The organism is Methylobacterium sp. AC315 (assembly GCF_979253755.1).
This window is the reverse complement of sequence record NZ_CEEDEA010000002.1, coordinates 72,856-98,105: the sequence shown is the minus strand read 5'-3', so window position 1 is coordinate 98,105 and position 25,250 is coordinate 72,856. Positions and strand designations below refer to the sequence as shown.

Below are 25,250 nucleotides of genomic sequence, written 5' to 3'. Positions count from 1 at the left end.
CCGGGCGCCTATTGCGTCAGGCGTGCGACCTGAAGCGCTTTGTCGAACATCGCGTTGAGCGAGGTCGTGATGTCGTCTGGGCTGTTGGCCGTGTAGAAATATCCCGGTGACGCACAGCTTTGCACGGTCGCCGCCAGCGTCGGGTTCAATCCGTTGACCTTCTTGTTCTCTGCGGCGATGCCGCCGCCGTAATCCGTGAAGGCGATGCTGTTGTAGGGGATGTACAGGATCGAGACCGTCGCACCGGCCGATTTGAGCGCGTTGCAGAGTGACGGATCGATCTGCGCGGGAGACGAGCCGTCGAAGTCGCCGGCGGCGTAGCCCGGGAATTTCGAGGGGCTACCCGGGTAGTAGTATTTGCCGTTCTTGTTGATGGAATAGTGCTGACCGTTCTGCATGCCGTCGGTGACCAGGAACACGAACGGTTTGCGGGCACCGCTGCTGGAGCCGTCCCCGAATCCGCCTGCATTGGTGATGGCGGCCTTCATTTGCGGCAGGACGACCTCGAAATGCGTTCCGCCGGCCCCCGTGCCGGTGCTCGGGTCCCCCCCCGTGGACAGCTGCGTCGTGCCGGTATCCAGAAGCTTGGTCAGGGCGAGCGGGTAGGGGTTCGTGTTGGCACAGTCTGCGACGGTGTTCAGGGTGGCGATGGAGCTGTTGATATCGGCGAGCGTACCCATCTGGTTGATGAACGGGTACAGGCCGACGCGGTACTGGCTCGTCACCGACGGGTTGGCGGCCCGCTGGATCAACGAGCAGACCGCCGTGTTCAGTGCGTCCGAGCGCAGCTGTATCTTGCCGGCGGCAAGGGTCCAGCCGTTGTAGGTTTGGTAATGGCAGGCAAACTGGCAACCCTGCTTGTAGTCCGAACTCATGTCGTTGTTCTGGCTCGCCAGCTTGCTCATGCCGGCGGTGGTCGCCGGCAGGCCCATCGAGCCCGACACGTCCAGCAGCAGGTAGAAATCGAGGTAGCTCGCGAGGTCGGCCGAGGCCGTGACCGTGTTGGAGAAGTTCGTGGTCGGGGTCCGGAAGATCTGCCCGAAATTGTTCTTCACCGTGGCGCTGTAGACGACCGTCGACACGAGCGTCTGGCTCTTGCGCGTGAGTTGCGGCGTCTGAAGCTGCACCTGCGCGAACGGCACGGTGCCGGCGTTGACCGTGAAGGCTTTCGACGCCTGCGCGATGCCGGCCGCGATGGCGTTGGCGGTGACGTTCGCCTGGCCCGGGTTGGCCGCGATGTAGGCCTTCGCGGTCGCCACCGCGGCGATGGCGGCCGCATCCGCGGCGGCGTCGAGCTTGGACTTGTCGGTGATCGCGACGCCGTAATCGATCCCGTAGCCGAGCAGGCCGACCATCGGCAGCAGGCTCAGGGCGAACAGGATCGTCACGTTGCCGGAGCGTGCGCCCGAGAGACCCGTCGCCTGGGCGACGCGGCGCTGCACGCGGTTCAGAAGCCCGGGCATTTGGTGGCGATCCCATCGTTGCCCGCCGGGTCGAAATTGACCAGCGTGGCGTAGCGCGGCTGCACGTACATCGAGCGGGCGATCCGCACGGCGGGGATGAACCGCGCGCCGAAGGACGGCTTGAAGTTGAAGACGACGTCGATCGCCACGATCGATCCCGGCCCGAAGACCGAGCGGGGGAGCGTGGTGCGGTTCGGCGGGGCCGTGTCGGCGGCCGGAAGCTGCGGGACCGTGCAGGGCCTGTAGTTGCCCCCGCTGGTCCCCGAGCTCGTCCAGGCGACGGCGGCCGTGTAGCAGGCGCTCAGGTCGCCGCCGGTGCAGTTTGCCGCCGTCTGGGTGAACGCGACGGCGGCGTAGGTGATGGCGATGTCCTGCCACCATTGCAGACCCTGCCGCGGCGCGTCCGTCATCAGGTACGGGAACAGGACCAGGGCGGAATCGAAGCTGAAATGCAGGTCGGTGGCGTTGACGGTCGCCACCGTCGAGCCCGCGGGCGGCATCGCCTGGGACATCATCTGGCTGATCGACTGGGCGACCAGCCCGACCTTGCGGCTGGCGTTGATATACGTGATCAGCTGGGTCCCGCCGAGCATCAGGATCAGCAGCACCGGCAGGATCAGGGCGAACTCCATCGCGGAGACCGCCCGCCTGTCGCGCAGGAAGCCCTTCGCCGATGGCGGCTCGACCTGAGCCGGTCGCGATCCCGCGACGCGGGCCATCCGGTTCGTCGGCGAGCGCCCGCGCATCAGAACAGCTCGTTGCGGAACGCCGCCGTCGACACCGCCAGGTAGGCCGGGGCGCCATTGAACACCGCGCCGCCGCCCAGCATCTTCGCGAAGGCGGAGGGCAGGAACGTGATCGGATAGATCACCAGGAGGTACTGGTACTGTCCGCGCGTGCCGAGACTGTACTGGCCGGACCCGGGGGTCAGCGCCGGGATCGCCAGGCCGCTGACATCGGATCTCACGTAGCTGTAGTAGCCGCTCGACCCGCTTCCGGGCGGCACCAGGTACAGGTTCACCACGAGGTTGGCGCATGTCATCGAGGCCGGCAGGTTCCGGCACAGGGCGGTCTTGAAGCCGGCCTGATCGAGGGCGCTCGTCTGGGCGGCCCCTGTCAGGATCTGCCGTGCGGCGCGAGTCGTGGCATAGTCTAGCGATTGATTGATAAATAGGATCGTGGCTACGGTCATGATAAACAGAAGAGTCAGGATGAACAGCATCGCCACCAGGGCGAATTCGACCGCTGCGGCCCCTCTCTGATCACAAACATAGCGGCGCACGAGAAGCATGCGCTCTGTTAGCAAGAGATTGCTAAACCCGAGTTAAAACAGCCTTCGAGACTCTATACGTCTGCCTGGATGAATCTTGCGAGGTATCCGGCCTGACTGCAACGACCTAGCGCCGCGACGTCATTGTCCTGATCCACCTGCGTGCACTGAACCGGTGTCCACTTCGGCGGCGTGCGCTCTATCCGCCGTAGCTCTGGACCAGCGATCCGGCCACCAGGGTCCAGCCGTCGACCAGCACGAAGAAGATCAGCTTGAACGGCAGCGCGACGGTGGCGGGCGGCACCATCATCATGCCCACCGCCATCAGCACCGAGGCGACCACGAGGTCGATGATCAGGAACGGGATGAACAGCAGGAAGCCGATCTCGAAGGCGCGGCGCAGCTCCGAGATCATGAAGGCCGGGGTCACGATCTCGAGGCCGACATCCTCTGGCCCCTTCGGCACCGGCACCTTGGCGAGGTCGAGGAACAGCTTCAGGTCCTTCTCGCGGACGTTCTTCAGCATGAACGTCTTGAACGGCGCCGAGGCGCGCTCGAAGGCCTGAGCCTGCGTGATCCGCCCGGCGACCAGCGGCTCGATCCCGGCGCTGTAGGCCACGCGGCCGGTGGGCGCCATCACGAAGGCGGTGAGGAACAGCGCCAGGCTGACGATCACCGCGGTGGGCGGCGCGGTCTGGGTGCCGAGCGCCGAGCGCAGGATCGACAGCACCACGACGATCCGGGTGAACGCGGTCGCCATCACCAGCACGGACGGCGCCACCGCCAGGATCGTGATCAGCGCGACGAGCTGGAGCGCCCGCTCGGTGGTGCCGCCGGCGCCGAGATCGACGCTGAGGCTCTGGGACAGGGCCGGTCCGGCGGCCAGCACGGCCCCGGCCAGCATGGCGAGGCCCAGCAGCGTGCGGCGGTTACGGGCCGGGCGGCCCTGAGTGTCGCGATGCGGCGTGTCGGTCATCGGGGTCACGGGCGGTCGCAGGTGGGCGTCGCCGGCCGGACCCCCGTGCGCCGCGCCTCGAGGTTCTGCCAGACCAGGAGGGCCGGCAGGCCGAGCACGACATCGGGAACGCGGCGGGCGAGCGAGAGGGCGATCGCCGTCCCGGCATCGATGCCGAACAGGCCGCAGACCAGCACGAGGCCGCCCTCCTGCACGCCGAGGCCGCTCGGCACCAGGAAGGCCGCCGCCTTGATCGCCTGGCTCAGCGCCTCGATCACCAGGATCTCCGACAGGGTGACCTGATCGACGCCGATGCAGGTCAGCACGACCGCGACCTCGGCGGCACCGAGCAGCCAGGCGAGCGCGTGAAGCGCGAACGACTGCACGAGGCGGCCGCGCCGTCCCGCCGCCCAGACCGTGTCGAGCGCCCCCTGGATCCGCGGGGCGGGTTCCGGACGCGCCTCCGTCTCGCGCACGAAGCGCCGGCCCAGGGCTGCGATACGGTCCTCGACCACGCGCACGATCCCGGTCCGCTGGAGCGCGAAGAACGCCCCGACCGCCAGTCCCGCCACCGCGAGGGTGCGCAGCGTCCAGTTCGCGAGCTCGGCGGCGGCCGGCCCCTCGACCTGGCTCAGCAGCCCGGCGCCGAGGCCTGCGAACAGCGCCAGCGTGCCCACCTGGAACAGCATGTCGGCCAGCACGGAGGCCGCAGCCAGCGAGCCGGCCACCCCCCAGAAGGTCAGGAGCCGCGCCCCGAGGACGTCGCCGCCGACCGAGGCCACCGGCAGCAGCACGTTGATGCCCTCGCGCACGAAGCGCAGGATCAGGCAGGCCGAAGCCGGGGCGGGCGACAGGCCATCAAGGATGCGGGCCCAGGCGAAGCCGCAGATCAGGACCACGAGCGCGCGGACCAGCGTGACGCCGGCAAAGCCGACGAACCCGATTCGCCCGAACGCCGCCGCGACCGCGGACAGATCGTTGGTTGCCACCAACCAGACCGCGAGGCCCAGGCCGATCAGCGTGCCGATCAGCGGCAGCCGGCGCAGCACGGCCAAGCCGACGTGACGCGCCGGGGCGGCGCGGTCGCCGCTCACGGCCGGACCGTGGGGGATGTGCGCCGAGTGGCGGGCAAGGGCGAGGGCTCCAGGTTGTGCCGGCCGGGAACTGGGCGGCGATTCGGCAGGTGGCACCGCCGCTAGGGACGTATTGGGGCCGAATTCGGGGGGCGCGGCTGCGGTAGCACGGGGCGCAGTACCGCGGCGAGGGCCTCCTCGGGCTTGGAATCGGGATCGAGCAGCACGACGCGTCCGGCCGCCAGGCTCGCCCCCGTAGCCACCGCCACCGCCCGCTTCGGGCAGGGTCCGAGGCAGCCGGACTCGACGATGCAGAGCTTGGTCCGGTCGGCGAGCAGCCCGTCCTTGGCGGCCTGCTTGGCCGCGCCCTTCAGCAGCGCCCGCACCGCGCGCGGACGCAGGCCCTGGCGCTTGGCGCATTTGGCGCACACCACCACGACCTCGGTCAGCTTGGTCTTGGCGAGCTGGGTCTTGGCGACCTGCGTCTTGGCGAGCTGCGTCTCGGCGATCTGATTTTTGGCAAGCTTGGTCTTGTCGGCCTTCGCCGCGGCCGGGCGGCCGGGAGAGACGCTGGGGTCTGTCATCATCGGGAGACTGTACGGTGCGATACCGGGCCCGGCTACCTTGCCCGTCGCCGCGGTGCGGCCCGCCGGGGCGGGGTGGGGGGCGGGTGCCTTAAAAAGGGCCGAAAAGAACGGGATTCCGGAGCCGCGCACGGGCCGCCCTCCGGCCGGTTTCGCGGTGGCGGATCCGGCGCAGACCCAGGAACAGTGAGCGGATGAGCTTCGACGACGTCAAGGACGACACGCGCGAAGGCGAACTCGTGACGTTCGCGCCATCGACGATGACCGAGCTGCGCCACGGTGCCGAGACGATCCGTCCGGTGCCGGAGAAGCGTGGCGCCCGGGCTCTGATGGAAGCGGCACGCGAGCGCCTCGACTGGACCCGGCTGCCCGGCCTGAGCCGGCGCCGGGAGGACACGTCGAGCTATGGCGCGCGGGTGATCCGCCGGGTCGGCCTGTTCGTGCTGCTGCCGACCCTGGTGGTCGGCCTGTACCTGTTCGGCTTCGCCTCCAACCAGTACGTCGCCGAGGCCCAGTTCGCGGTGCGCGGCAACGTCGAGCCGATGGAGAACATCTCGCTCGGCCAGTACACGAACCTGATTCAGAAGCACAACAGCCAGGACAGCTTCATCGTCCGCGACTACATCGAAAGCCAGACGCTGGTCGAGGCTCTGGAAAAAAGCATCGGCATCTCGAAGATGTTCTCCCGCCAAGAGGCGGATTTCTGGGCCCGGTTCGACCCGAAGGATCCGGTCGAGGACCTCACCAAATACTGGCGCAAGCACGTCGAGGCGCATATCGACTCGATCTCGGGCGTGATTCGCCTGTCGGTGCGGGCCTTCACCCCCCAGGACGCCCTGACCATCGCCAACGAGGTGGTGACCCGGGCCGAGGCGCTGATCAACGACATCTCGAAGCGCGCCCAGGCCGACATGGTCAAGCAGGCCCAGGCGGATGCGACGGTGGCGCAGGAGCGCCTGCGCAAGGCGCATCTCGGGCTCCAGAGCTTCCGCAACCAGTGGGGCGTGATCGATCCGATCAAGACCGCCGAGGGGACGCTGACCACGCTCACGATCCTGCGCAAGGAGAAGCTCAAGCTCGAGACCGACCTGCAGGTCCTGCGCGGCTCGAACCTCGATGAGCGCTCGCGCTCGATCCAGACGCTGGCCTCCAACATCGCGGCGATCGAGCAGCAGATGAAGACGCTGCAGGACGAGCTGACCAATGCCGGTGCGGCCGCGGGCGGCGGCACCAACCTGACCGAGGCGCTGCTGCAGTACGAGGGCCTTCTGGTCGAGCGGACCATCGCCGAGAAGCTCGAGGAATCGGCGAACGTGCTGCTCGACCGGGCCCGCATCTCGGCCAGCAAGCAGCACATCTTCCTGGCGACCTTCGTGCCGCCGGTCCTGCCGACCGACAGCCTCTACCCCGAGCGGGGCCACAGTCTGATCGTGGCGTTCTTCTGCTTCTTCGTGCTCTGGAGCTCGTCCTCGCTCCTGATCGCTGGCATCCGCGATCAGCGGATGTGAGCCGACGCCGCGGGGTCTGGATCCCGCGGCGCGCGGTCTGTAGAGGGAGACGGCCCGGCCTCCCGGGCCTCCCCTGATCGATGAGCGAAGTCTAACGGTCCATGTCGGATTTCTCCGATCTCGTCGCGAAGGCGATCCAGCCCTCGATGAACCGGGCGGAGCGCGAGGCGGTCTACACGGTGGTGCGCCAGGCCGTGCTCCGCCTGCAGGAGCGCGAGGCGCTGCCCCCGGACGATCCGCGCGTCGCGCTGCAGCGCCACCTCGTCGAGGAGACGATCCGCGACGTGGAGGGCGACGTCGCCCGCTACGAATCCCTGCGCAAACTCGACGCGGCCTTCGCGGCCCAGACCGAGGCGCACAAGACGTCCCGCGGCGGACGCTGACGCGGTTCAGGGCGACGCGGGCGGCGTGATGTCGAACAGCGCGTGGAAATCGCGCCAGCCGGCGGGCGTGACATCGAGCGCCCGCGAGCCCGCCTGCCGCCGCACCCAGCCCCGTTGCAGACTGTGCGCGCAGAGGGCTGCGCCGAGCCGACCGGCGAGATGCGGACGGCGTTCGCTCCAGTCCAGGCACGGACGGCACAGGAGATTCGCTGGCCCGCCGGCCGCGACATCGAGTCCGAGGGCTGACAGACGATGCAGGCCCTCCGGCGTGACCACCGCTCCGTCGTCGGCGATCTCGACCCAGCTTCGCATCACCAGCGCATCGGCGAGCCGGACGCCGAGCCAGCCAGCCATATGATCGTAGCAGGTTCGTGCGAGCCTCAGACGTGGATCCCGCGGTCCCGTCCGGGGCCGAACTGACGCGGCGTCGGAGGCGAGCCGCATGAGGCTTTCCAGCAACTGGGCAACCTCGGGGCTGGCGAGGCGGTGATACCGATGCCGCCCCTGCTTCGACATGGTCACGAGGGACGCCGCCGCCAACTGAGCGAGATGGCCGCTCGCCGTCTGCGGCGTGATCCCGGCGGCCTGCGCGAGTTCGGAGGCCGTCGATGCGCGACCGTCCATCAGGGCTTGCAGCATGGCCACGCGCGCCGGATCGCCCACCAGGGCGCCGACCTGCGCAACCGAGACAGTCGTCACCATCGCTCCACCTCGCACGCCGATCGTAGCGCGTTTCGGACAGCGACAGTTCGGTGTCCACCGAAGCAATCGGGCGGGTTCCTCCGGCATAGGCTTGGCTCGAGCCGGCGATCCCGATGGACGCCGAGGCCGAGCGCGGGGGCACCGGATCGGGCGGCGCTTCCCCGCGTCCAATCCATGTGCCCGTGCAGAGTTTCGAGCATGAACGCCGCATCGCAGTTCTATGGCTGGCGCGTCGTAGCGGCCGCCTTCATCGTCGCGGTGTTCGGCTGGGGCGTCGGATTCTATGGGCCGCCGGTCTATCTGGAAGTGGTCCGTCAGGCTCATGGTTGGCCGATCACCCTGATCTCCGGGGCCGTCACCCTGCATTTCCTGGTGGGCGTCGGCATCATCGCCAATCTGCCCGCGCTGCATCGACGTTTCGGCGTGCCCGCCATCACCTTTGCAGGCGCCGTGTTGCTGGCCCTCGGTGTCTTGGGATGGTCCTGGTCCGAAAGCCCCTGGCAGCTCTATGGCGCCGCGCTGCTGAGCGGCGCGGGCTGGCCGGCGCTCGGTGCCGCCGCCATCAATGCGATGATCGCCCCGTGGTTCGTCACGCAACGTCCGGCTGCGTTGAGCATGGCCTATAACGGCGCCAGCATCGGCGGGGTCGTGTTCTCTCCGCTCTGGGTTGCGCTGATCGGCTGGGTCGGCTTTCCGGCGGCAGCCTTGATCGTCGGCGCCGTCATGGTCGGCACCGTCGGGCTGCTCGCCTTGATCGTGTTCCCTCAGACCCCGGCTGCCAGCGGCCAAGGTCCCGATGGTGATGCGGGCACGGTCGAACGCACGGCGATCGACGACACGGCCTTGCACCTCACAGGACGTCTGACGCGCGACCGGGCCTTCCTGACGTTGAGTCTCGGCATGGCCTTGGCGCTGTTCGCGCAGATCGGCCTGATCGCCCAGTTCGTCTCCGTACTCGTGCCGGCCCTGGGCACCCAAGGGGCGGGCCTGGCGGCCGGGCTCTCCACCGCCGCGGCCATCGCTGGGCGGATGCTCGTCGGCTGGTGCATGCCGGCCGGTGCGGATCGCCGCGCCGTCGCCGCGCTCAACCTGCTGATCCAGGCGCTGGGCTGCGGTGTGCTGATCCTGTCCGGCAGCACCGACGTCGCCCTGCTCCTCGGCGGGATCGTCCTCGTCGGGTTCGGCATCGGCAACGCGACCTCGCTGCCGCCGCTCATCGCGCAGGTCGAGTTCGCACGGGCCGATGCGCCGCGGGTGGTCGCGCTGATCGTGGCGGTCTCGCAGGCCGCCTATGCCTTCGCCCCGGCCCTGTTCGGCTTGCTGAGGCAGCTCGGATCGGACAACGCGATCTTCTGGGTCGCCGCCGCCATCCAGCTCGCGGCAAGCGGTGCCTATCTTGGAGGTCGCCGCGCGTGCAAGCTGCGACCGGGCGCAATCCGGCCGCTTCCAAGCGCGTGATACGGCCGTCCGTCCGAGAGGAGGCTCAGCCGTAAGCCGCGCTCGCCCGGGCGGCGCCGGGCTCGGCCACGTCGAGGCCGGCCGAGACGTACTCGTTGAGTTTGTTGCGCAGGGTCCGGATCGAGATGCCGAGGATCTTGGCCGCATGGGTGCGGTTGCCGAGGCAATGGTCGAGGGTGTCGAGGATCAGGTCGCACTCGACCTGTGCCACGGTCCGGCCGACCAGGCCGCGGGTGGCGGCTTCCGCGGCCTGCACGGCGCGGCCGGCCGGGCCCGCCGTGGCGATCGCCTCGCCGTCCGGCGACAGGATCGCGTCGGGGCCGATCTCGGGCCCGGAGGCCAGAAGCACCGCCCGGTGCAGGGTGTTCTCGAGTTCGCGCACGTTCCCGCGCCAGGGGTTCTTCACCACCAGCGCCCGCGCCTCGGCGCTGAGGGCGCGGGCCGGGACGCCGTTCACCTCGGCGTATTTCCGGGCGAAGTGGGCGGCGAGTTCGAGGATGTCGGCCGGCCGGTCGCGCAGGGCGGGCAGCTTCAGCGAGACGACGTTGAGGCGGTAGAACAGGTCCTCGCGGAACGTCCCCTTGCGGACCTCCTCCATCAGGTTGCGGTTCGAGGTCGCCAGCACGCGGATGTCGACCCGCACCGGGGCGGTGCCGCCGACCCGGTCGATCACCCGCTCCTGCAGGGCCCGCAGCAGCTTCGACTGCAGGCGCACGTCCATCTCGGAGATCTCGTCGAGCAGCAGGGTGCCGCCGTTGGCCTCCTCGAACCGGCCGATCCGTCGGGCGACCGCCCCGGTGAACGCCCCCTTCTCGTGGCCGAACAGCTCGGATTCGAGCAGCGCCTCGGGGATCGCCGCGCAATTGACCGAGACGAACGGCTTGCCGGCCCGGTGCGACTTCAGGTGGACGTGGCGGGCCAGCACCTCCTTGCCGGTGCCGCTCTCGCCGGTGATCAGCACGGAAGCCTCGGAGGGGGCGACCTGCTCGGCGAGCTTGACCACCCGCTCCATCGCCGGATCGCGCCACACGAAGGCCGCGCGGTCGGAGGCGACCGCCTCCAGCACCGCGGCGATCAGCTCGGGATCGGGCGGCAGCGGGATGTATTCCTTGGCGCCGGCCCGGATCGCCGCGACGGCGGTCTGCGCGTCGGCCGAGACCCCGCAGGCCACGACCGGGGTGCGGATCCGCTCGGCCTCCAGGGCGTCGACGAGGTCGCGCACCGCCAGCGACACGTCGATCATGATCAGGTCGGCGCCCTTGGCGCGCAGGACGTTGAGGCCCTGCGGGATCGCGTCCGCCTGCGTGACGGAGGCGCCGCGCCGCATCGCGATCTTGGAGGCGGTGATCAGCTCGCCGTTGAGCCGCCCGATCATCAGGAGCCGCATGGTTCGTCCCTCTCAAACATCGTGGCGCGGAGCGCGGGCCGCCTCGGCAAGGCGACGGTCTCCGCCGCAGATCAAAAAACTATTCGCCCTTGACGATCTCGGTCATCGTCACGCCGAGCCGGTCCTCGACGAGGACGACCTCGCCGCGGGCGACGAGTCGGTTGTTGACGAACACGTCGATCGCCTCGCCGACCTTCCGGTCGAGTTCGAGCACGGCGCCGGGGGCGAGCCGGAGCAGGTCGCCGATCGGCATGCGGGAGGAGCCGAGCACCGCCGAGACCATCACGGGCACGTCGAACAGCTGCTCCAGGTCGGCGGCCGTCTTCGGGGTCGTGGGCGTGTCGCGGATCGAGCCCGCGGCGTAGTCGGGGTCGTTCTCGCCGAGCTGGGGCAGGCTGAAATCGTCGGACATCCGGGCTCCTTACGGGGTCGGTGGCAGGCCGAGGGCGTCGGCGACGGCGGCCTCGATGCGAGCGCGCTCGCGCACGATGCCGCCGTCGGCCCATTCGATGCGGGCGTCGCCCGCGTGCATGTCGGGATCGCCCAGCACCACGAGGCGGCCCTCGTAGCCGCGTTCGCGGGCGAGCCGCTTCACCAGGGTTTCCGCTTCCTCGACCAGGCCGTCATGCACGCGCACCACCAGGTGGGGCACGCCGCGCAGGTGCTGGAGCGCCGCCCGGGCGGCCTCGCCGATGCTGGCGAGCGGGGCGGCGTCGAGCGCCTCGCCGGCGACCTTCCGGGCGATCAGCACCGCGACCTCGACCGCCTGCGCCTCGCGCTCGGCCTCGTGCGCGTCGGCCCGGACCAGGAGGGCGGTGGCGGCCTCGGCCAGGTGGTTCAGCGCGGCGGCGAGCCGGCCCTGGATCTGGGACTCGGCCTGGACCAAGCCCTCCTGGATGCCGCGGGCATGCGCCTCCGCCTCCGCGTGGGCGGCCGCCTCGGCGGCGCGCTGGGCCGCCGCGCTCGGGCGCGGGCTGCGGAAGTCGGTCTCGAACAGGAACGGCTTCGCGATCTGGGGCGAGGAGGCGTTCAATAGACCAGCTCCTCCTCGGCGCTGTTCTTGGCGATCATGATCTCGCCCTTCTCGGCCAGATCCTTGGCGACCTCGGTCATCTTCGTTTGCGCCTCATCGACCTCCTTGAGGCGGACCGGGCCGAGCGAAGCCATCTCGTCCGTCAGGTTCTTGGCGGCCCGGGTCGACATCTGCCTCATGAAGAAGGCCCGGGTCGGCTCGTTGGCGCCCTTGAGCGCCAGGCACAGGGTCGCGCCGTCGATCCTCTGCATCAGGGTCTGGACGCTGCCCGGATCGAGCTTCAGCAGATCCTCGAAGGTGAACATCAGCTCGCGGATGCGCTTGGCCGAGCCGCGATTGGCCTGGTCCAGGGCGGCCAGGAACCGGCCCTCGGTCTGGCGGTCGAAGGCGTTGAACACGTCCGCCATCATCTCGTGGGCGTCGCGGCGCTGGGTCTGCGCGATGGTCGAGACGAACTCGACCCGCAGGGTCTCCTCGATGTGGCGCAGGGCCTCCTTCTGCACCGTCTCCATGCGGAGCATCCGGTTCAGGACGTCGATGGCGAAGTCCTCCGGCAGGATGGTGAGCACCTTGGCGGCGTAGTCCGCCCGCACCCGCGACAGCACCACCGCCACGGTCTGCGGGTACTCGTTGCGCAGGAACGAAGCCAGGATCTCCGGGTCGACCTGGGCGATCGAGGCCCAGACGCGCTTGCCCGAGGCGCCTTTGATCTCGGCCATGATCAGCGAGACCTGATCGGACGGGAAGATCTTCAGCAGCAGCGCCTCGGTGCGCTCGAAGTTCGACGAGATGCCGCCGCTGTTGCTGAGCTTCGTCACGAACTCGATGATCAGCTTCTCGACGGTGGCGACCTCCAGCGTGCCGAGCTGGACCATCGCGTGGCTGACCTTCTTGACCTCCTCCTCCTCCAGCATCTGCCAGATCTGGGCACCTTCGGCCTCGCCGAGCATCAGCAGCAGCGCGGCCGCGCGCTGCGGGCCGGGCATCGTCGCGAAGGCGTCGCCGCCCTCGGCCGTCAGGGAATTCGCCAGACCTGCCGCCATCGTTCGTCCCCGATCCTCGACGCGCTACTCTTCTTGGATCCAGGTGCGCAGCACCTCGACGGTCTCGGCCGGGCTGGCCCGGACCATGTCGACGACCCGCTGCACCGTGTCGGCCTGGATCTGGCCGTTGATCTTCGCGAACTCCATCAGCCGGGCGGTCGGGTTGTCCCGCTCGATCAGCGTGACCGCGGCGCCCGCGCCGGCCGCCGCCGCGGCGTCGCCGAGGCCGCTGGGCCCCGCGAGCGCCGGGGCGGCGCCCGGGACCGGCGCCAGCACCTGCCGGACCAGCGGCCGCACCACCGTGAGGAGGACGATCAGCGTCAGGAGCGCCAGCACGGAGAGTTCGGCCATGCGCAGCACGTCCTCCTTGGTCGGCGCCAGCAGCGACTGGATCAGGGTCGGCTCGCTGAATTGCGGCAGGCTCGGCGCCTCGGCGAAGCGCAGGTTCACCACCTCGATCTGGTCGCCGCGCGCCTTGTCGAAGCCGACCGCGCTGCGCACCAGGGCGGTGATCCGCTCGATCTCGGCCGGCGGGCGCGGCGTGTAGGTCTGCTTGCCGTCGGGGGTGGTGGCGTAGATCCCGTCGACCACCACGGCGACCGACAGGCGCTTGACCCGGCCGCCCTCGGCGATCTCGGTCTTGGTGACCTTCGAGATCTCGTAGTTGGTGGTCTCTTCGTTCTTGTTGGTCGCGTCCTTCGGGGCGGGTGGCTTGTCGCCGCCGTTGGCGCCGGGCAGCTCGTTGCCCACCGTGACCTGCCCGTCGGCGTTGCCGGTGACGGCCGATTCGGTCCGCGTCTGGGCCGAGCGCACGACCCGGCTCTCCGGGTCGAAGGTCTCGGACCGGCTCTCGATCCGGTTGAGGTCCAGCTCGGCGTTGACCTGGACCCGGGCCCGGCCGGGGCCGACGATGCCGGCGACGACATCCTCGATCTGGCCGCGCAGGCGCCGCTCCAGACCGAGCTGCCGGTCCTCGAAGCCGCTGGCGGCGTTGGCGTCGGCGTCCTTGGCGCCGTCGGCCAGGAGCCGGCCGCGCTCGTCGACGATCGAGACCCGCTCGGGCTTCAGGCCCTCCACGGCGGAGGCTGCGAGGTGGCGGATCGCCCGCACCTGCCCGGCATCGAGTTCGCCCATCAGCTTCAGGACGATGGCCGCGCTCGGGTTCTCTCGGTCGCGCTCGAACAGGCGCCGCTCGGGCAGGACCAGGTGAACGCGGGCCGCCTGGACCCGGCCGATCGCCCGGATCGAGCGGGCGAGCTCGCCTTCGAGCGCCCGCAGGTGGTTCACGTTCTGGACGAAGTTGGTGGACGAGAACGCGTCGCCCTTGTCGAAGATCTCGTAGCCGACGCCGCCCTGGACCGGCAGGCCCTTGCCGGCGAGGTCCATGCGCAGGCGGGCGAGGTCGCCCCGCGGCGCCATGATGGTCTGGCCGGTGTCGCCCTTCGACTCGTAGCGGATGCCGCGGCTGTCGAGCTCGCGAATCACCGCGGCGGAATCCTGCATCGACAGGTCCGAGAACAGCACGCCCATATCGGGGCGCGAGACCCGCAGGATGATGAAGGCGAAGAAGCCGATGAGGGTCAGCGTCACGGCCGCCATGGCGGCGATCCGGGCCGGTCCAAGCTTCGAGACGAGATCGAGAACCGGCTTCACGGGATGGGTCGCTGCACTCTAACGCTGGCGGAACCCGACGGCCCGCCCGGCAGAAATTGCCCAGCCCGTGGTTAGCGAGGCGTTAATGCCGGGGCCCTCGGGGGCGCAAAGTTGGGTCCTGGAACGAAACGAAGCCGCATCCGGGGTGCGGAGGCGGCTTCGGAGGGGCGTTCTCACGGACCGGGCCCGGGGGCGCGGTCCGTGTTCCGGCCGCTTTCAGTGCCGGTAATGCTGGATCCGGGTCGTCCGCAGCCCGGCGAGGCCGTGCTGGTCGATCGAGAACTGCCAGCTCAGAAATTCCTCGGTGGTCAAGGTGTAGCGCTTGCACGCCTCCTCGAGACTGAGGAGGCCACCGCGCACGGCGGCGACGACCTCTGCCTTGCGCCGGATCACCCATCGACGGGTGCTCGGCGGCGGAAGATCCGCGATGGTCAGAGGACTGCCGTCGGGCCCGATCACGTATTTGACTCTCGGGCGGCTGGGTTCGGTCATGATACGCTCTACACTCGACTGACCTGTCGAGCGTTGAAGGTACTTGCGCTCGCTTAAGAGATGTTGAAGCGGATCACTCGGATATGATTCGTTAGGTGCCACTTGTGGACAACCCTATGCTTTGGACGCTGCTCAGCGGCACTTTCTGAGAGCCGATCATCAGGACCGGCGCCGCTCCGCTGAGGTCGACCGAGTCCACGGTGCCGTTGAGCTGGGTGTCCACGGCGACATTCGCCCCGGTGGCGTCGGAGGCCGAGACCTTGATCGTGTAGGTCCCGTCCGGGGCGGTCAGGCCCGCCGACGTCTTGCCGTTCCAGCCATAGGTCTGGCTGCCCGCGGTGAGCGACGTGCTCTGCGAGGCCACGACGTTGTTCTTCGAATCCAGGATCGTGACCACCGCCTTCGAGGCCGCCCGGGCGGGCGTCAGGGTCCAGGACGCGGCGCCGTTGGAGAGCTGGGAGCTGCTGCCGTCCGCCGTGATGCTCTTGCCGATATAGCTCGTCGCCGACGCGGAGCTCGCCGATTTCGAAGCGGTCAGGATGCTGTCGAGGCGATCATTGGATTTGAGCTGCTGCTCGACGCCGGCGAACTGCACCAGCTGCTGCGTGAACTGGTTTGTGTCCATTGGATCGAGCGGGTTCTGGTTCTTGAGCTGCGTGGTGAGCAGCGTCAGGAACTGCGTGAAGTTGCTGGCGATCTCGCTGCCGTTGCCGCTCGCGCCGCTGCTCGACGCTGTGGATGACGTGTTGGTAACGTTGGATATCCCGGATGTCATGCGGCTCGCTCCCGTGGCGCGTCGGGGCGAAACGCCGGGACGCATGATGGTTCGATGTCGAATCGCGAGGCGGCTTGATCGCGCATCGCGTCAGATTCGGATGTCGAGGCCGCCGTAGCCGCGCAGCCAGCGCGTCGGCGCAACCTCCTGGGGGGCGTCGGCGCGTTCCTGTCCCCAGGCGGCCGGGCCGCCCCTTGGGGCGTCGCCCTGGTCGCCGTTGGCGCCGCCCTGGGCGTTGCCGTCGCTGTGCAGCGACAGGCTGAGGCCGCCCCCCGAGGGATCGAGCCCGGTCTGGGACAGGGCCTGCTGCAACTGGCCCGCATCGCGCTGGAGCATGGCCAGCGTCTCCGGCCGCTCCACCACCAGGTGGGTCATGACCGTGCCCCGCGCCTTGTCGATCTCGAGCTTGACGTCGATCCGCCCCAGCTCGGCCGGGTCGAGCCGGATCTGGAACTCGCTCGACCCGGCGAGGGAGCGAAGCCCGATGGTCATCGGCACCTGCCCGAGCGGTACCGCCGGATCCGGCGGGGCTTGCACTTGGCTCGGGGCCGGCGCAGCGGCCTGCGTCGTCGCGTTCGACGATCCGGCCGCCTGGGGTGCAAGGAGGGATGCGTCCGGATTGCCATGGGCGGGGGCCGGGGCCTGCATGCCGGTAGCTTGACCGGTAGCTTGGCCGGCATCCGCCAGGGCGGTCAAAAAGTCCTGGCCGGCGGCCGCGCTCGAGGCCGCCTCCTTGCCCGCAGGATCGGCCGTGCCGGCTTTGACCGCTTCGACCGGGCTGGCGCCCTGAGCCGAGAGCTTCCCCAACGAAAGAGGGCCGGCCTTGGGCCCGGAGACCGCGAGGTCGGGCTTTGCTCCAGCCGCGCCCGCGGCCTGCGTCGGCGCCGTCCCCGAACCGGCGAGCCCGGTACCGCCCGAGCCGACGGCTCCGACGTCCTTGGCCGCGCCGTCCGCCGCTGCGCCGCCGGCCACGAGCGGGGCCCCCTTCATTAAACCGGCCAGGAGAGCCGTCAGCGTTCCCGGCATGGCCGGGCTCGCCGATGGAGGCGCGGTCTGGGCCGACACGTCGCTCGGCGCCGGTTCGATCTGCGCCGTCTCGGTCGCGGCCGGATCGCCGGCTTTCGGGTCGGTCCCGGCTGTGGTGGCATCCGTCGCGCCGGGGGCCGGCTCTCGCGTCACTGCGTCGGAGGCTTGCTGCGCCCTCGGATCCGTGACCCGGCCGGCCCCGGCGGAGGCGGGATCCGACGGTTTCGCCGGCGCCTGTGTCGCGGGGCGGGTCGTCGCGGGCCGCGTATCAGCAGCTGCCGTCCTCTGAGGCTGCGCAGGTCGCTCGGGCGGCTTGGGAAGATTGGCGGGGCGGGCATCCGGTCGGGCGGCGGCGCGGGCCTTCGCGGTCTCGGCGGCATCCCGGACGCGTTCCGCGGCCGTGCGGGCCGCATCGGCCTGGCTGCGCTGGCTCTCGTCGCGGGTGCGAGCCGCCGCAGCGGCGTCCCGGGCCCGGGACGCGCTCAGAGCCGCGCCGAACCGATCCTGTGACGAGTCGCCGGCCCGGGCGGCGACGCCGGCCGCATCCCAGCCCGATCGCGGCGTGGCCGAAGAACGGGCGGACGGAATCCACCCGGTGACATCCAACCGATCCGTTGCACCGCTCGCCATGCTGGGCTCCCCTCGACGACGATCGAGCAAGGGCCAGGCCATCGGGGCGCTCGATTAAGTATCGGAATAATAACGACTTTTATGTTCTGGTCCTGAGCGCGGGATTTTGCCCGGGTCCGAAGCTGCCGCGCGCCCGGCAGCATTTGCCGGGTGGAGGTCACGCGGGCGCTGGGTATGGGCAGCGCGGAGAGACATCCGCGACTCCCGCCCGTCATAGCGGGCGTGGACGACCCCCATCGTCACCGCGGCGGCGTGACATGCCCCCGCTCCCCGAGCGGGCTACACGGGTTGGCCGATTCACTTCCTGAGGATCGAGGCTCCATACCAGAGAACCTGCGTGGTCGTTCCGCGGCGCCGCATGCCAGCCCGAAAGCCAGAAATGCTGTTGGTGCAAGAGCTTGACAGGTCGGCGGCTCTGGATTCCTGGCTCCGCTGCGCGGCCCCGGGATGACGGCGCGTGGCGGCATCGATCGAGCCGCCGCTCGGAGACCAAGACGGGGGAGGGACGGCCTACCCGATGCCCGGATCGGATGTCCTTCGAACCGCCGCTCCGCGGAAAGGCCGCCCGCACGGCCGCCGGCCGAGCGATCCACGCCCGGCACCGAGCGCGCGCAGATCATCGCGACCCATTCCCGAAAACCCCACCCTGGAAAGCCGATCGGAGTCCCGCTATAGACAGGCCGTGCAGCCGAGACGCCTTCCAGCCGGCGGCGGCGGACCCCTGCGATGAACGCCCTCGACCTTCCCAAGCCAGCCCACGAGACGCGCGTCGTCGTCGCCATGTCGGGCGGCGTCGATTCCTCCGTGGTTGCGGGGCTGCTGAAGCGGCAGGGCTTCGACGTGGTCGGGGTCACGCTCCAGCTCTACGATCATGGCGCCGCGACCCATCGCAAGGGCGCGTGCTGCGCAGGCCAGGACATCAACGACGCCCGCGCGGCCGCCGAGCATCTCGGTATCCCGCATTACGTCCTCGACTACGAGGACCGGTTCCGCGACGCGGTGATCGAGAAGTTCGCCGAGAGCTACCTCGCGGGCGAGACCCCGATCCCGTGCGTCGAGTGCAATCGCACCGTGAAGTTCCGCGATCTGCTCGGGCTGGCCCGGGACCTGAACGCCGACGCCCTGGCCACCGGGCATTACGTGGCGAGCCGGGCCCTGCCGGGGGGCGGCCGGGCGCTGCACCGCGCCCTCGATCCGGCCCGGGACCAGAGCTATTTCCTCTACGCGACCACGGCCGAGCAGCTGGATTTCCTGCGCTTTCCCTTGGGCGAGATGTCCAAGGCCGAGACCCGGGCGCTGGCCAAAGACCTCGGCCTGTCGCTGGCGGAGAAGCCCGACAGCCAGGACATCTGCTTCGTGCCGCAGGGCCGCTACAGCGACGTGATCGCCCGGCTGCGCCCGGATGCGGCTCGGCCCGGCGAAATCGTCGATCTCGGCGGCCTCGTGCTCGGGCAGCACGAGGGCATCGTCCATTATACGGTCGGCCAGCGCCGGGGCCTCGGCCTGTCCGGCTCCGAGCCGCTCTACGTCGTGCGCCTGGAGCCGGACACCGCCCGGGTCGTGGTCGGCCCGCGCACCGCCCTGGCGACGACGCGCATCCGCCTCTCGGACCTGAACTGGCTGGGTGAGGGCCCGGCCGGCTCGGTTCACGACCTGCCGGTGGCGGTGCGCGTCCGCTCGACCCGGCCGCCGCGGCCGGCGACGCTCACCATCGCGCCGGACGGAACCGCCGAGGTGGTGCTGGCCGAGCCCGAGGACGGCGTCTCGCCGGGCCAGGCCTGTGCGCTCTACGGCGACGACGGCCCCCGGGCCCGTGTTCTGGGCGGCGGCACCATCCGCCGGGTCGATGCGTTGTCGGCCCGGCCCCGAGAAGCCGCCTGATCTCAATCTCTGGATAATCCGAACGATGCTGAGCGAGCCGCAGATGGCCGGGCCGAGCACGGCCCTGATGCGCAAGGCCTATGCCCGCTGGGCCCCTGTCTACGACGTGGTCTACGACAAGCTCACCGAGCCCGCGGCCCGCGCGGCCGTGGAGGCCGCGGCCGAGCACGGGCCGCGCATCCTGGAGGCCGGCGTCGGCACCGGGCTGGCGCTCGGCTACTACCCGAAGGCGAGCTTCGTCTGCGGGGTCGACCTCTCCGAGGACATGCTCAAGCGCGCCCGCGCCAAGGTGAAGCGCCGCAACCTGGCCCACGTGAAGGGCCTGCAGGTGATGGATGTCTGCCACCTCGGCTACGCCGATGCGAGCTTCGACGCGGTCGTGGCGCAGTTCCTGATCACCCTGGTCCCCGACCCCGAGGCCGCGATGTCGGAGTTCCTGCGGGTGGTCCGGCCCGGTGGCGGCATCGTGCTGGCCAACCACTTCGGCCAGAGCGACGGCCCGCTCGCCCGGGTCGAGGAGGTCGTGGCGCCGCTCTGCACCAAGATCGGCTGGTCGTCGGACTTCAAGGCGACCCGGATCGAGGCCTGGGCCCGGCGCAACGGCGTCGAGGTTCTGGGGCTGAAGCCGACCTTCCCGGGCGGGTTCTTCAAGATCCTGCGGATGCGCAAGCCCGGGTGAGCGACGTCGGGCTCGCGTCCGTCCCGGAGGGACGCTGGAAGCGGCTGCGACGGTGGCTGCCGCTGGCCCTGCTCCTGAGCATCTCGGCTGTCGTGCTGGTCTCGGGCGTCGCGCAACTCCTGAGCCTCGACCGGCTGCTCGCCTCGCGGGCGTGGCTGCATGCCTTCGTCGAGGCCGGGTACGTGCGCGCCGTCGTGGCGGCCTACCTGGTCTACGTCGCCTCCGTGGTGGTCTCGGTGCCGGCCACGCTGTTCCTGACCATGATCTGCGGCTTCCTGTTCGGGATCGTCCCGGGGGCGCTCACGGCGGTCTGCGCGGCCACCACCGGGGCGGCGATCGTGTTCGCCATCGGCAAGGGACCCGGGGCCGATCTGCTGCGCCGGATGGGCGGGACGCGGCTCGCGGCATTCACGGACGCGTTCCGGCGGGACGCCTTCGGGTACATCGCGGTGATGCGCCTGCTGCCGCTGTTCCCGTTCTGGATGACGAACCTCGCGCCCGCCGCCTGCGGGGTGAAGATGCGGGTCTTCGTGCTGGCGACCTTTTTGGGCCTGCTGCCCGGCGCCCTGGTCTACGCCACAACCGGCGCCGGGATCGAGGACGTGGTCGCAGCCCACGAGGCCGCCAAGGCCGCCTGCCTCGCCGCGGCGACCGCCGGTTGCGACGAGGCTCTGACCTTGAGGGCCCTGGTCACGCCCAAGATGGTGGCCGGGCTGGCGATGCTCGCCGTGTTCGCGCTCGGCAGCGTCCTGTTGAGCCGCCGGTTCCGGCGCGCCTGAGCCCGGTGCGTCCGGCGTGGCATTCGGGTCTTGGGGCGCCAATCATCAAATGGATGCCGGTTCGGACCAAGAGCGCGCGTAACATCGAGGATGGGAACGGCTCTCGCGTGACTGAGTATCCGGTTAAAAATTTCTGTCCGCGCGCAAATTTATTCTTCACTCTGTGTGGCGCGGGGGTCTAATCGTGTGGCCTGGGCGTTCCGCGTTACGGCAGCCCCGTTCCGCCCCAGGACGGTCGCCGGAGATTGGCATTTTGGATTCTCATCTGGTCCAAGTTATTGATTGGGTGAGCTTTTTTGGGTCCTGGGCTGTGGGGCATCGGCGTTGCTGGCGTGGCGATCACCCGATCGCCGGCGGTGTTTTCGTGTTCCGGAGCTTACCGTATGGGCCGTCGCGCACGCGCGCGACAGAGGCGCTGAGACGGTGGACTTCTTTCGAGGTGCTCTAAGGTACATGCAACCTCGACCCTATCGTGCTCGTATAGTGCCCGCGGGAATGCCCCCTGTATTCCCGACTTTGAAACGACGGCGTTACCCCATGTCCCGCGCGAAGGCCGTAAACGGCTTGAGCTCTCGCAAATGCCAGCCCACCCCCATCCGCCCGCGATGCCCGGTCGGAGCGTGATGGGCGTGGCCGTCGAATCCGACCCGGTCACGATGCCGGCGGCGGCCGCCGCTTCACGCGAGGTGCCCGAGCGGCGTCCGGCGCGCCTCGGCCTGTCCGGGCGGCTGTTCCTCGTCACCGTCGCGTTCGTGGTGGTGGCCGAAGTGCTGACCTACGTGCCGGCGGTGGCCAACTACCGGATCGAGTGGATGTCCGACCGGGTCGCGGCCGCGCAGGTCGCCGCCCTGGTCCTCGACGGCCGGACCGGCGAGCCGGTCTCGGAGGCGCTGGAGAGCCGGCTGCTCGCGGGGGTGAACGCCCGGGCGATCGCGGTCCGCGGCGGCGGCGCCCAGCGTCTGCTCGCCATCGAGCCGGTGCCCGAGACGGTGGCCGACACGGTCGACCTGCGCGACGTCACGGCCCTGTCGACCATCCGGGGGGCGTGGCGGACCCTGGTCGCGCCGGTCCGCGAGCCGATCCGGGTGATCGGGGAGGGGGGCATCGGCTTCGACCGGGTCGAGGTCCTGCTCGACGAGGCGCCGCTGCGCGCCGCGATGATCGACTACGCGCTGCGCCTGCTGGTCTCGTCGCTGATCATCGCGGCGTCGGCGGCCGGGCTGGTCTTCGTGGTGCTGCAGGTGCTGATCGTCCGCCCGGTGCGGCGGCTCGCCACCAACATCACGGCCTTCGCGGAGAACCCGGAGGATGCCGGCCGGATCATCGCGCCGTCCCGCCGCCGCGACGAGATCGGCCAGGCCGAACGCGCCCTCGGCCGGATGCAGCGCATCCTGGCCGACCAGCTCCGCCAGAAGCGGCGGCTGGCCGAGCTGGGGTTGGCGGTCAGTAAGGTCAGCCACGAGCTGCGCAACCTGCTCACCGGGGCCCAGCTCCTCGGCGACCGGCTGGAGGACACCGCCGACCCGATGGTCCAGCGGGTGGCGCCGCGCCTGGTCGGGGCCATCGCCCGGGCCATCCGGTTCTGCGAGGCGAGCCTGGCCTATGGGCGCGTCTCCGAGCGTGCGCCGACGCTCAGTTCGACGCCGCTGGCGCCGCTCTTCGCCGAATTGCCGGACCTCGCCGCGCTCGCCGCGCGGAGCGTGCGCGTCCTCGTGGACGCCGGCGAATGCCGCGTGCAGGCCGACCCGGAGCAGCTCGCCCGGGCCCTGGCCAACCTGGTCCGCAACGCCGTGCAGGCGCTGGACGGGGCCGCGGTGCCGGAGGCCGAGGTGCGGGTCACCGCCTGCCGCGACGCGCCGGGCCGGGTGACCATCCTGGTGGAAGACAACGGCCCCGGCCTGCCGGCGCGGGCCCGGGAAAACCTGTTCTCGCCGTTCCAGGGCTCGACCCGCTCGGGCGGCACCGGGCTCGGCCTGCCGATCGCCGCCGAGCTGATCGGCATCAACGGTGGCAGCCTGACCCTGGATCCGGAGGAGGGCGGCGCCCGCTTCCGGATCGTGCTGCCCGAGGGCTGACGCGCTACTCGGCTGCGGCCAGGATCGGCTCCGCCACGCGGATACCGAGATCCTGCAGCAGCGCGGCGTCGGAATCCGCCTCGTTGTTGGCGGTGGTCAGCAGGCGCTCACCGTAGAAGATCGAGTTGGCCCCCGCGAGGAAGCAGAGGGCCTGCGCCTCGCGGCTCAGCGCCTTGCGTCCGGCGCTGAGGCGCACCCGGGCCTTCGGCATCACGATGCGGGCGGTGGCGCACATCCGCACCATGTCGAACGGATCGACGGGCGCGGCCTTGTCGCCGAGCGGGGTGCCGGGGACGGGGGCCAGCGCGTTGATCGGCACGCTCTCCGGATGCGGCGCGTGGTTGGCCAGCACGTGCAGCATCGCGACCCGGTCGCCGACGCCCTCGCCGAGGCCGATGATGCCGCCGCAGCAGACGCCGATGCCGGCCTCGCGGACCCGCTCCAGCGTATCCAGGCGGTCCCCGTAGGTCCGGGTCGAAACAATCTTGTCGTAGTAGTCCGGCCCGGTATCGAGGTTGTGGTTGTAGGCGGTGAGCCCCGCCTCGGCCAGGCGCTCCGCCTGGCTGGCGGTCAGCATGCCGAGGGTGACGCAGGCCTCCATCCCGAGGCCGCGCACACCCCGCACCATGTCCAGCACCGAGTCGAACTCCGCGCCGTCCCGCGGGCTGCGCCAGGCTGCACCCATGCAGAAGCGGGTCGCACCGTTGGCCTTGGCGGTCGCGGCTTCGGCCAATACCGTATCCACCGGCATCAGGCGCTGGCGCGGCAGGCCGGTGCCCTTGTGATGCGCCGATTGCGAGCAGTAGCCGCAATCCTCCGGGCAGGCGCCGGTCTTGATCGAGAGCAGGCTCGCGCGTTGGACGTCGCTCGGGTCGTTGTGCGCCCGATGCACGGCGGCGGCCCGATACACGAGGTCGAGCAACGGCAGGTCGTGGATCGCGCGGATCTCCGCGACGCTCCAGTCGTGGCGGAAATCGGAGGCGTGCGGGTCGGCAGCTTGGCTCATGATGTCTTCTTGAGGGGGATCGGTGGCCAAAATCAAGCGCCCTTCGGGCCGCCGTCATCCGGTGCGGAGGCGGCGGCGGCGCTTCAGTGCGTCGGCTCGCCGGCCGAGACCTTGGCGGTCCAGTCGTCGAAGGCGATGACCTTCTGGCGCTGCTCGCCCAGGCGCTCGATGCGCAGGACCATCTCGTCGCCGGCCTTCAGGTAGCGCGGCGGCTTCATGCCGAGGCCGACGCCGGGCGGGGTCCCGGTGGTGATCACGTCGCCGGGCTCGAGCAGCATGAAGTGCGACGCGTAGGCGACGAGCTGGGGCACGTCGAAGATCATGGTCGCGGTCGAGCCCGTCTGGCGGCGCTCGCCGTTGACGTCGAGGCTCATGGCGAGGTTCTTGAGGTCGGGGATCTCGTCCAGCGTCACCAGCCAGGGGCCGAGCGGCCCGAAGGTCGGCGCGCTCTTGCCCTTGGTCCAGGTCGGGCCGCGCTCCAGCTGCCATTCGCGCTCGGAGACGTCGTTGCAGATGCAGGCCCCCGCCACGTAGCTCAGCGCCTCGTTGGCGTGGACGTAGCTCGCCCGGCGGCCGATCACCACGGCGAGCTCAACCTCCCAGTCGGTCTTGGCCGAACCCTTGGGGATGATCACCGTGTCGTTCGGCCCGCACAGGCTGGACGGCGCCTTGTTGAAGATGATCGGCTCCGAGGGGATCGGAGAGCCGGTCTCGGCCGCGTGGTCGGCGAAGTTGAGGCCGATGGCGACGACGTTGCGGGTGCCGCCGACGCAGGGGCCGAGCCGCGTGTCCGCCGACAGCTTCGGCAGGGTCTCGGGATCGAGGGCCCGCAGCCGCTCCAGGGATTCCGGCGCCAAGGCCGGGCCGGCGATGTCGCGGACGATGCTGGACAGATCGCGCAGGCCGCCCTGCGCATCCACGAGGCCGGGCTTCTCATCGCCGCTCGGGCCGTGCCGGAAGAGCTTCATCGCCGCGACTCCTCATCCTTCCCTGGAACCGGTCTACGCCGGGCGCCGGGACCATGGCCGCGCAGCACCGCCGGTGCAAGCGCGTCGGCGGCGGCGGCGCGCAATTTCGGGGTGTCGCAACTTGGCAACATCGTGGCAAAAAAGTGCACATTCCGATGCAAGCTGATATATTATGCATCTCTATATCAGGCCGGCGAAAAACAGTCTGTCGAGCAAGATAAGCAGGTTTGATTGCCTAACCGGGCGATAAAACCCCACCGTGAATCTGTCGATCGTCGACGCCTCCGGCATCGGCCAGGCTCGCGATCACCGTTGCGGTCGAGCGGGGGAAACCTGCACCATACCGGCAACGGCGCCGGACCGGGACACGGTCGAATCAGGGCGCCCGAACAAGCCATCCGGTTCGGGGGGAGCAGATGAACGGGAC

At 70.0% G+C, this 25,250-nt stretch carries 24 protein-coding genes; 7 read left to right on the top strand and 17 right to left on the bottom strand.

What is annotated here, in order from left to right:
• Positions 1–8: 8 nt before the first annotated feature.
• The 6 genes from AC0IY0_RS03210 to AC0IY0_RS03185 form a co-directional block, all read right to left on the bottom strand.
• Positions 9–1,463, bottom strand: coding sequence for a TadE/TadG family type IV pilus assembly protein (locus AC0IY0_RS03210; protein WP_471763066.1), 1,455 nt, complete (start codon positions 1,461–1,463; stop codon positions 9–11).
• Positions 1,448–2,209 (bottom strand): TadE/TadG family type IV pilus assembly protein, encoded by a 762-nt coding sequence (locus AC0IY0_RS03205; RefSeq protein ID WP_471763065.1) that lies wholly within the window; start codon positions 2,207–2,209, stop codon positions 1,448–1,450. The genes AC0IY0_RS03210 and AC0IY0_RS03205 overlap by 16 nt, the downstream gene beginning before the upstream one ends.
• Positions 2,209–2,754 (bottom strand): TadE/TadG family type IV pilus assembly protein, encoded by a 546-nt coding sequence (locus tag AC0IY0_RS03200; protein WP_147907502.1) that lies wholly within the window; start codon positions 2,752–2,754, stop codon positions 2,209–2,211. The genes AC0IY0_RS03205 and AC0IY0_RS03200 overlap by 1 nt, the downstream gene beginning before the upstream one ends.
• A 178-nt stretch (positions 2,755–2,932) precedes the next feature.
• Positions 2,933–3,709 carry a flagellar type III secretion system pore protein FliP gene (fliP, locus tag AC0IY0_RS03195; RefSeq protein WP_419829175.1) on the bottom strand — a complete coding sequence of 259 codons (777 nt, stop codon included), beginning with the start codon at positions 3,707–3,709 and terminating at the stop codon, positions 2,933–2,935.
• Positions 3,710–3,714: 5 nt separating this feature from the next.
• Positions 3,715–4,782, bottom strand: a complete 1,068-nt coding sequence (locus AC0IY0_RS03190; RefSeq protein WP_471763064.1) for a flippase-like domain-containing protein — start codon at positions 4,780–4,782, stop codon at positions 3,715–3,717.
• Positions 4,783–4,883: 101 nt separating this feature from the next.
• Entirely contained in the window at positions 4,884–5,348 is a 465-nt protein-coding gene (locus AC0IY0_RS03185) for a hypothetical protein (protein ID WP_471763063.1), read from the bottom strand.
• Positions 5,349–5,539: 191 nt separating this feature from the next.
• Between AC0IY0_RS03185 and AC0IY0_RS03180 the strand changes: the two genes are divergently transcribed.
• On the top strand, positions 5,540–6,853 hold the full coding sequence (locus AC0IY0_RS03180; protein ID WP_147907500.1) for a KpsE/RkpR family capsule polysaccharide export protein: 1,314 nt from the start codon (positions 5,540–5,542) through the stop codon (positions 6,851–6,853).
• A 101-nt stretch (positions 6,854–6,954) separates the two neighbouring features.
• Positions 6,955–7,236: a hypothetical protein gene (locus AC0IY0_RS03175; protein WP_147907499.1), complete on the top strand. Its 282-nt coding sequence runs from the start codon at positions 6,955–6,957 to the stop codon at positions 7,234–7,236.
• Positions 7,237–7,242: 6 nt separating this feature from the next.
• Here AC0IY0_RS03175 and AC0IY0_RS03170 read toward each other — a convergent pair whose 3' ends face one another.
• A complete protein-coding gene (locus AC0IY0_RS03170) occupies positions 7,243–7,938 on the bottom strand; it encodes an ArsR/SmtB family transcription factor (protein WP_471763062.1) in 696 nt (231 codons plus the stop codon).
• A gap of 174 nt (positions 7,939–8,112) precedes the next feature.
• Between AC0IY0_RS03170 and AC0IY0_RS03165 the strand changes: the two genes are divergently transcribed.
• Positions 8,113–9,396 carry an MFS transporter gene (locus AC0IY0_RS03165; RefSeq protein WP_471763220.1) on the top strand — a complete coding sequence of 428 codons (1,284 nt, stop codon included), beginning with the start codon at positions 8,113–8,115 and terminating at the stop codon, positions 9,394–9,396.
• 25 nt (positions 9,397–9,421) lie between these two features.
• Here AC0IY0_RS03165 and flbD read toward each other — a convergent pair whose 3' ends face one another.
• The 8 genes from flbD to AC0IY0_RS03125 all read right to left on the bottom strand — a co-directional run bounded on the left by flbD (position 9,422) and on the right by AC0IY0_RS03125 (position 17,435).
• Complete coding sequence (flbD, locus tag AC0IY0_RS03160; RefSeq protein WP_147907496.1) at positions 9,422–10,783, bottom strand: sigma-54-dependent transcriptional regulator FlbD; 1,362 nt, start codon at positions 10,781–10,783, stop codon at positions 9,422–9,424.
• A gap of 79 nt (positions 10,784–10,862) precedes the next feature.
• Positions 10,863–11,195, bottom strand: a complete 333-nt coding sequence (fliN, locus tag AC0IY0_RS03155; protein WP_147856538.1) for a flagellar motor switch protein FliN — start codon at positions 11,193–11,195, stop codon at positions 10,863–10,865.
• Between the two features lie 9 nt (positions 11,196–11,204).
• Positions 11,205–11,816 (bottom strand): FliH/SctL family protein, encoded by a 612-nt coding sequence (locus AC0IY0_RS03150; RefSeq protein WP_187278557.1) that lies wholly within the window; start codon positions 11,814–11,816, stop codon positions 11,205–11,207.
• The gene (locus AC0IY0_RS03145) at positions 11,813–12,859 is read right to left on the bottom strand and encodes a flagellar motor switch protein FliG (RefSeq protein ID WP_147907494.1); all 1,047 of its coding nucleotides are present in this window, start codon (positions 12,857–12,859) and stop codon (positions 11,813–11,815) included. Before AC0IY0_RS03145 ends, AC0IY0_RS03150 begins: the two co-directional genes overlap by 4 nt.
• Before the next feature lie 24 nt (positions 12,860–12,883).
• The gene (fliF, locus tag AC0IY0_RS03140; RefSeq protein WP_147957909.1) at positions 12,884–14,512 is read right to left on the bottom strand and encodes a flagellar basal-body MS-ring/collar protein FliF; all 1,629 of its coding nucleotides are present in this window, start codon (positions 14,510–14,512) and stop codon (positions 12,884–12,886) included.
• 216 nt (positions 14,513–14,728) lie between these two features.
• Positions 14,729–15,004 (bottom strand): CtrA inhibitor SciP, encoded by a 276-nt coding sequence (gene sciP / locus AC0IY0_RS03135; RefSeq protein ID WP_007569077.1) that lies wholly within the window; start codon positions 15,002–15,004, stop codon positions 14,729–14,731.
• 91 nt (positions 15,005–15,095) lie between these two features.
• The gene (locus AC0IY0_RS03130; protein ID WP_147909831.1) at positions 15,096–15,779 is read right to left on the bottom strand and encodes a flagellar hook assembly protein FlgD; all 684 of its coding nucleotides are present in this window, start codon (positions 15,777–15,779) and stop codon (positions 15,096–15,098) included.
• A gap of 90 nt (positions 15,780–15,869) precedes the next feature.
• Entirely contained in the window at positions 15,870–17,435 is a 1,566-nt protein-coding gene (locus AC0IY0_RS03125) for a flagellar hook-length control protein FliK (protein ID WP_471763061.1), read from the bottom strand.
• A gap of 726 nt (positions 17,436–18,161) precedes the next feature.
• Here AC0IY0_RS03125 and mnmA point away from each other — a divergent pair.
• The 4 genes from mnmA (at position 18,162) to AC0IY0_RS03105 (ending at position 22,849) form a co-directional block, all read left to right on the top strand.
• A complete protein-coding gene (gene mnmA / locus AC0IY0_RS03120) occupies positions 18,162–19,316 on the top strand; it encodes a tRNA 2-thiouridine(34) synthase MnmA (RefSeq protein WP_147909833.1) in 1,155 nt (384 codons plus the stop codon).
• A gap of 25 nt (positions 19,317–19,341) precedes the next feature.
• Positions 19,342–19,995: a class I SAM-dependent methyltransferase gene (locus AC0IY0_RS03115; RefSeq protein ID WP_092036629.1), complete on the top strand. Its 654-nt coding sequence runs from the start codon at positions 19,342–19,344 to the stop codon at positions 19,993–19,995.
• Positions 19,992–20,774 carry a TVP38/TMEM64 family protein gene (locus AC0IY0_RS03110; protein ID WP_147909834.1) on the top strand — a complete coding sequence of 261 codons (783 nt, stop codon included), beginning with the start codon at positions 19,992–19,994 and terminating at the stop codon, positions 20,772–20,774. Before AC0IY0_RS03115 ends, AC0IY0_RS03110 begins: the two co-directional genes overlap by 4 nt.
• A gap of 605 nt (positions 20,775–21,379) precedes the next feature.
• On the top strand, positions 21,380–22,849 hold the full coding sequence (locus AC0IY0_RS03105; protein ID WP_471763219.1) for a sensor histidine kinase: 1,470 nt from the start codon (positions 21,380–21,382) through the stop codon (positions 22,847–22,849).
• 4 nt (positions 22,850–22,853) lie between these two features.
• Here AC0IY0_RS03105 and bioB read toward each other — a convergent pair whose 3' ends face one another.
• Both bioB and AC0IY0_RS03095 read right to left on the bottom strand, forming a co-directional pair.
• Positions 22,854–23,855: a biotin synthase BioB gene (gene bioB, locus AC0IY0_RS03100; RefSeq protein WP_419829183.1), complete on the bottom strand. Its 1,002-nt coding sequence runs from the start codon at positions 23,853–23,855 to the stop codon at positions 22,854–22,856.
• 83 nt (positions 23,856–23,938) lie between these two features.
• The gene (locus AC0IY0_RS03095) at positions 23,939–24,823 is read right to left on the bottom strand and encodes a fumarylacetoacetate hydrolase family protein (protein WP_147938927.1); all 885 of its coding nucleotides are present in this window, start codon (positions 24,821–24,823) and stop codon (positions 23,939–23,941) included.
• Between the last annotated feature and the right edge of the window lie 427 nt (positions 24,824–25,250).

Excerpts from the sequence above, each read along its gene's own strand:
- AC0IY0_RS03165 (WP_471763220.1), top strand. The coding sequence starts at position 8,113 with ATGTGCCCGTGCAGAGTTTCGAGCATGAACGCCGCATCGCAGTTCTAT.
- AC0IY0_RS03205 (WP_471763065.1), bottom strand. The coding sequence starts at position 2,209 with ATGCGCGGGCGCTCGCCGACGAACCGGATGGCCCGCGTCGCGGGATCG.
- AC0IY0_RS03105 (WP_471763219.1), top strand. The coding sequence starts at position 21,380 with ATGCCCGGTCGGAGCGTGATGGGCGTGGCCGTCGAATCCGACCCGGTC.
- AC0IY0_RS03130 (WP_147909831.1), bottom strand. The coding sequence starts at position 15,779 with ATGACATCCGGGATATCCAACGTTACCAACACGTCATCCACAGCGTCG.
- AC0IY0_RS03095 (WP_147938927.1), bottom strand. The coding sequence starts at position 24,823 with ATGAAGCTCTTCCGGCACGGCCCGAGCGGCGATGAGAAGCCCGGCCTC.
- AC0IY0_RS03115 (WP_092036629.1), top strand. The coding sequence starts at position 19,342 with ATGCTGAGCGAGCCGCAGATGGCCGGGCCGAGCACGGCCCTGATGCGC.
- AC0IY0_RS03175 (WP_147907499.1), top strand. The coding sequence starts at position 6,955 with ATGTCGGATTTCTCCGATCTCGTCGCGAAGGCGATCCAGCCCTCGATG.
- fliN (WP_147856538.1), bottom strand. The coding sequence starts at position 11,195 with ATGTCCGACGATTTCAGCCTGCCCCAGCTCGGCGAGAACGACCCCGAC.
- mnmA (WP_147909833.1), top strand. The coding sequence starts at position 18,162 with ATGAACGCCCTCGACCTTCCCAAGCCAGCCCACGAGACGCGCGTCGTC.
- AC0IY0_RS03180 (WP_147907500.1), top strand. The coding sequence starts at position 5,540 with ATGAGCTTCGACGACGTCAAGGACGACACGCGCGAAGGCGAACTCGTG.
- flbD (WP_147907496.1), bottom strand. The coding sequence starts at position 10,783 with ATGCGGCTCCTGATGATCGGGCGGCTCAACGGCGAGCTGATCACCGCC.
- AC0IY0_RS03125 (WP_471763061.1), bottom strand. The coding sequence starts at position 17,435 with ATGGCGAGCGGTGCAACGGATCGGTTGGATGTCACCGGGTGGATTCCG.
- AC0IY0_RS03200 (WP_147907502.1), bottom strand. The coding sequence starts at position 2,754 with ATGCTTCTCGTGCGCCGCTATGTTTGTGATCAGAGAGGGGCCGCAGCG.
- fliP (WP_419829175.1), bottom strand. The coding sequence starts at position 3,709 with ATGACCGACACGCCGCATCGCGACACTCAGGGCCGCCCGGCCCGTAAC.
- AC0IY0_RS03170 (WP_471763062.1), bottom strand. The coding sequence starts at position 7,938 with ATGGTGACGACTGTCTCGGTTGCGCAGGTCGGCGCCCTGGTGGGCGAT.
- bioB (WP_419829183.1), bottom strand. The coding sequence starts at position 23,855 with ATGAGCCAAGCTGCCGACCCGCACGCCTCCGATTTCCGCCACGACTGG.
- sciP (WP_007569077.1), bottom strand. The coding sequence starts at position 15,004 with ATGACCGAACCCAGCCGCCCGAGAGTCAAATACGTGATCGGGCCCGAC.
- AC0IY0_RS03145 (WP_147907494.1), bottom strand. The coding sequence starts at position 12,859 with ATGGCGGCAGGTCTGGCGAATTCCCTGACGGCCGAGGGCGGCGACGCC.
- AC0IY0_RS03185 (WP_471763063.1), bottom strand. The coding sequence starts at position 5,348 with ATGATGACAGACCCCAGCGTCTCTCCCGGCCGCCCGGCCGCGGCGAAG.
- AC0IY0_RS03210 (WP_471763066.1), bottom strand. The coding sequence starts at position 1,463 with ATGCCCGGGCTTCTGAACCGCGTGCAGCGCCGCGTCGCCCAGGCGACG.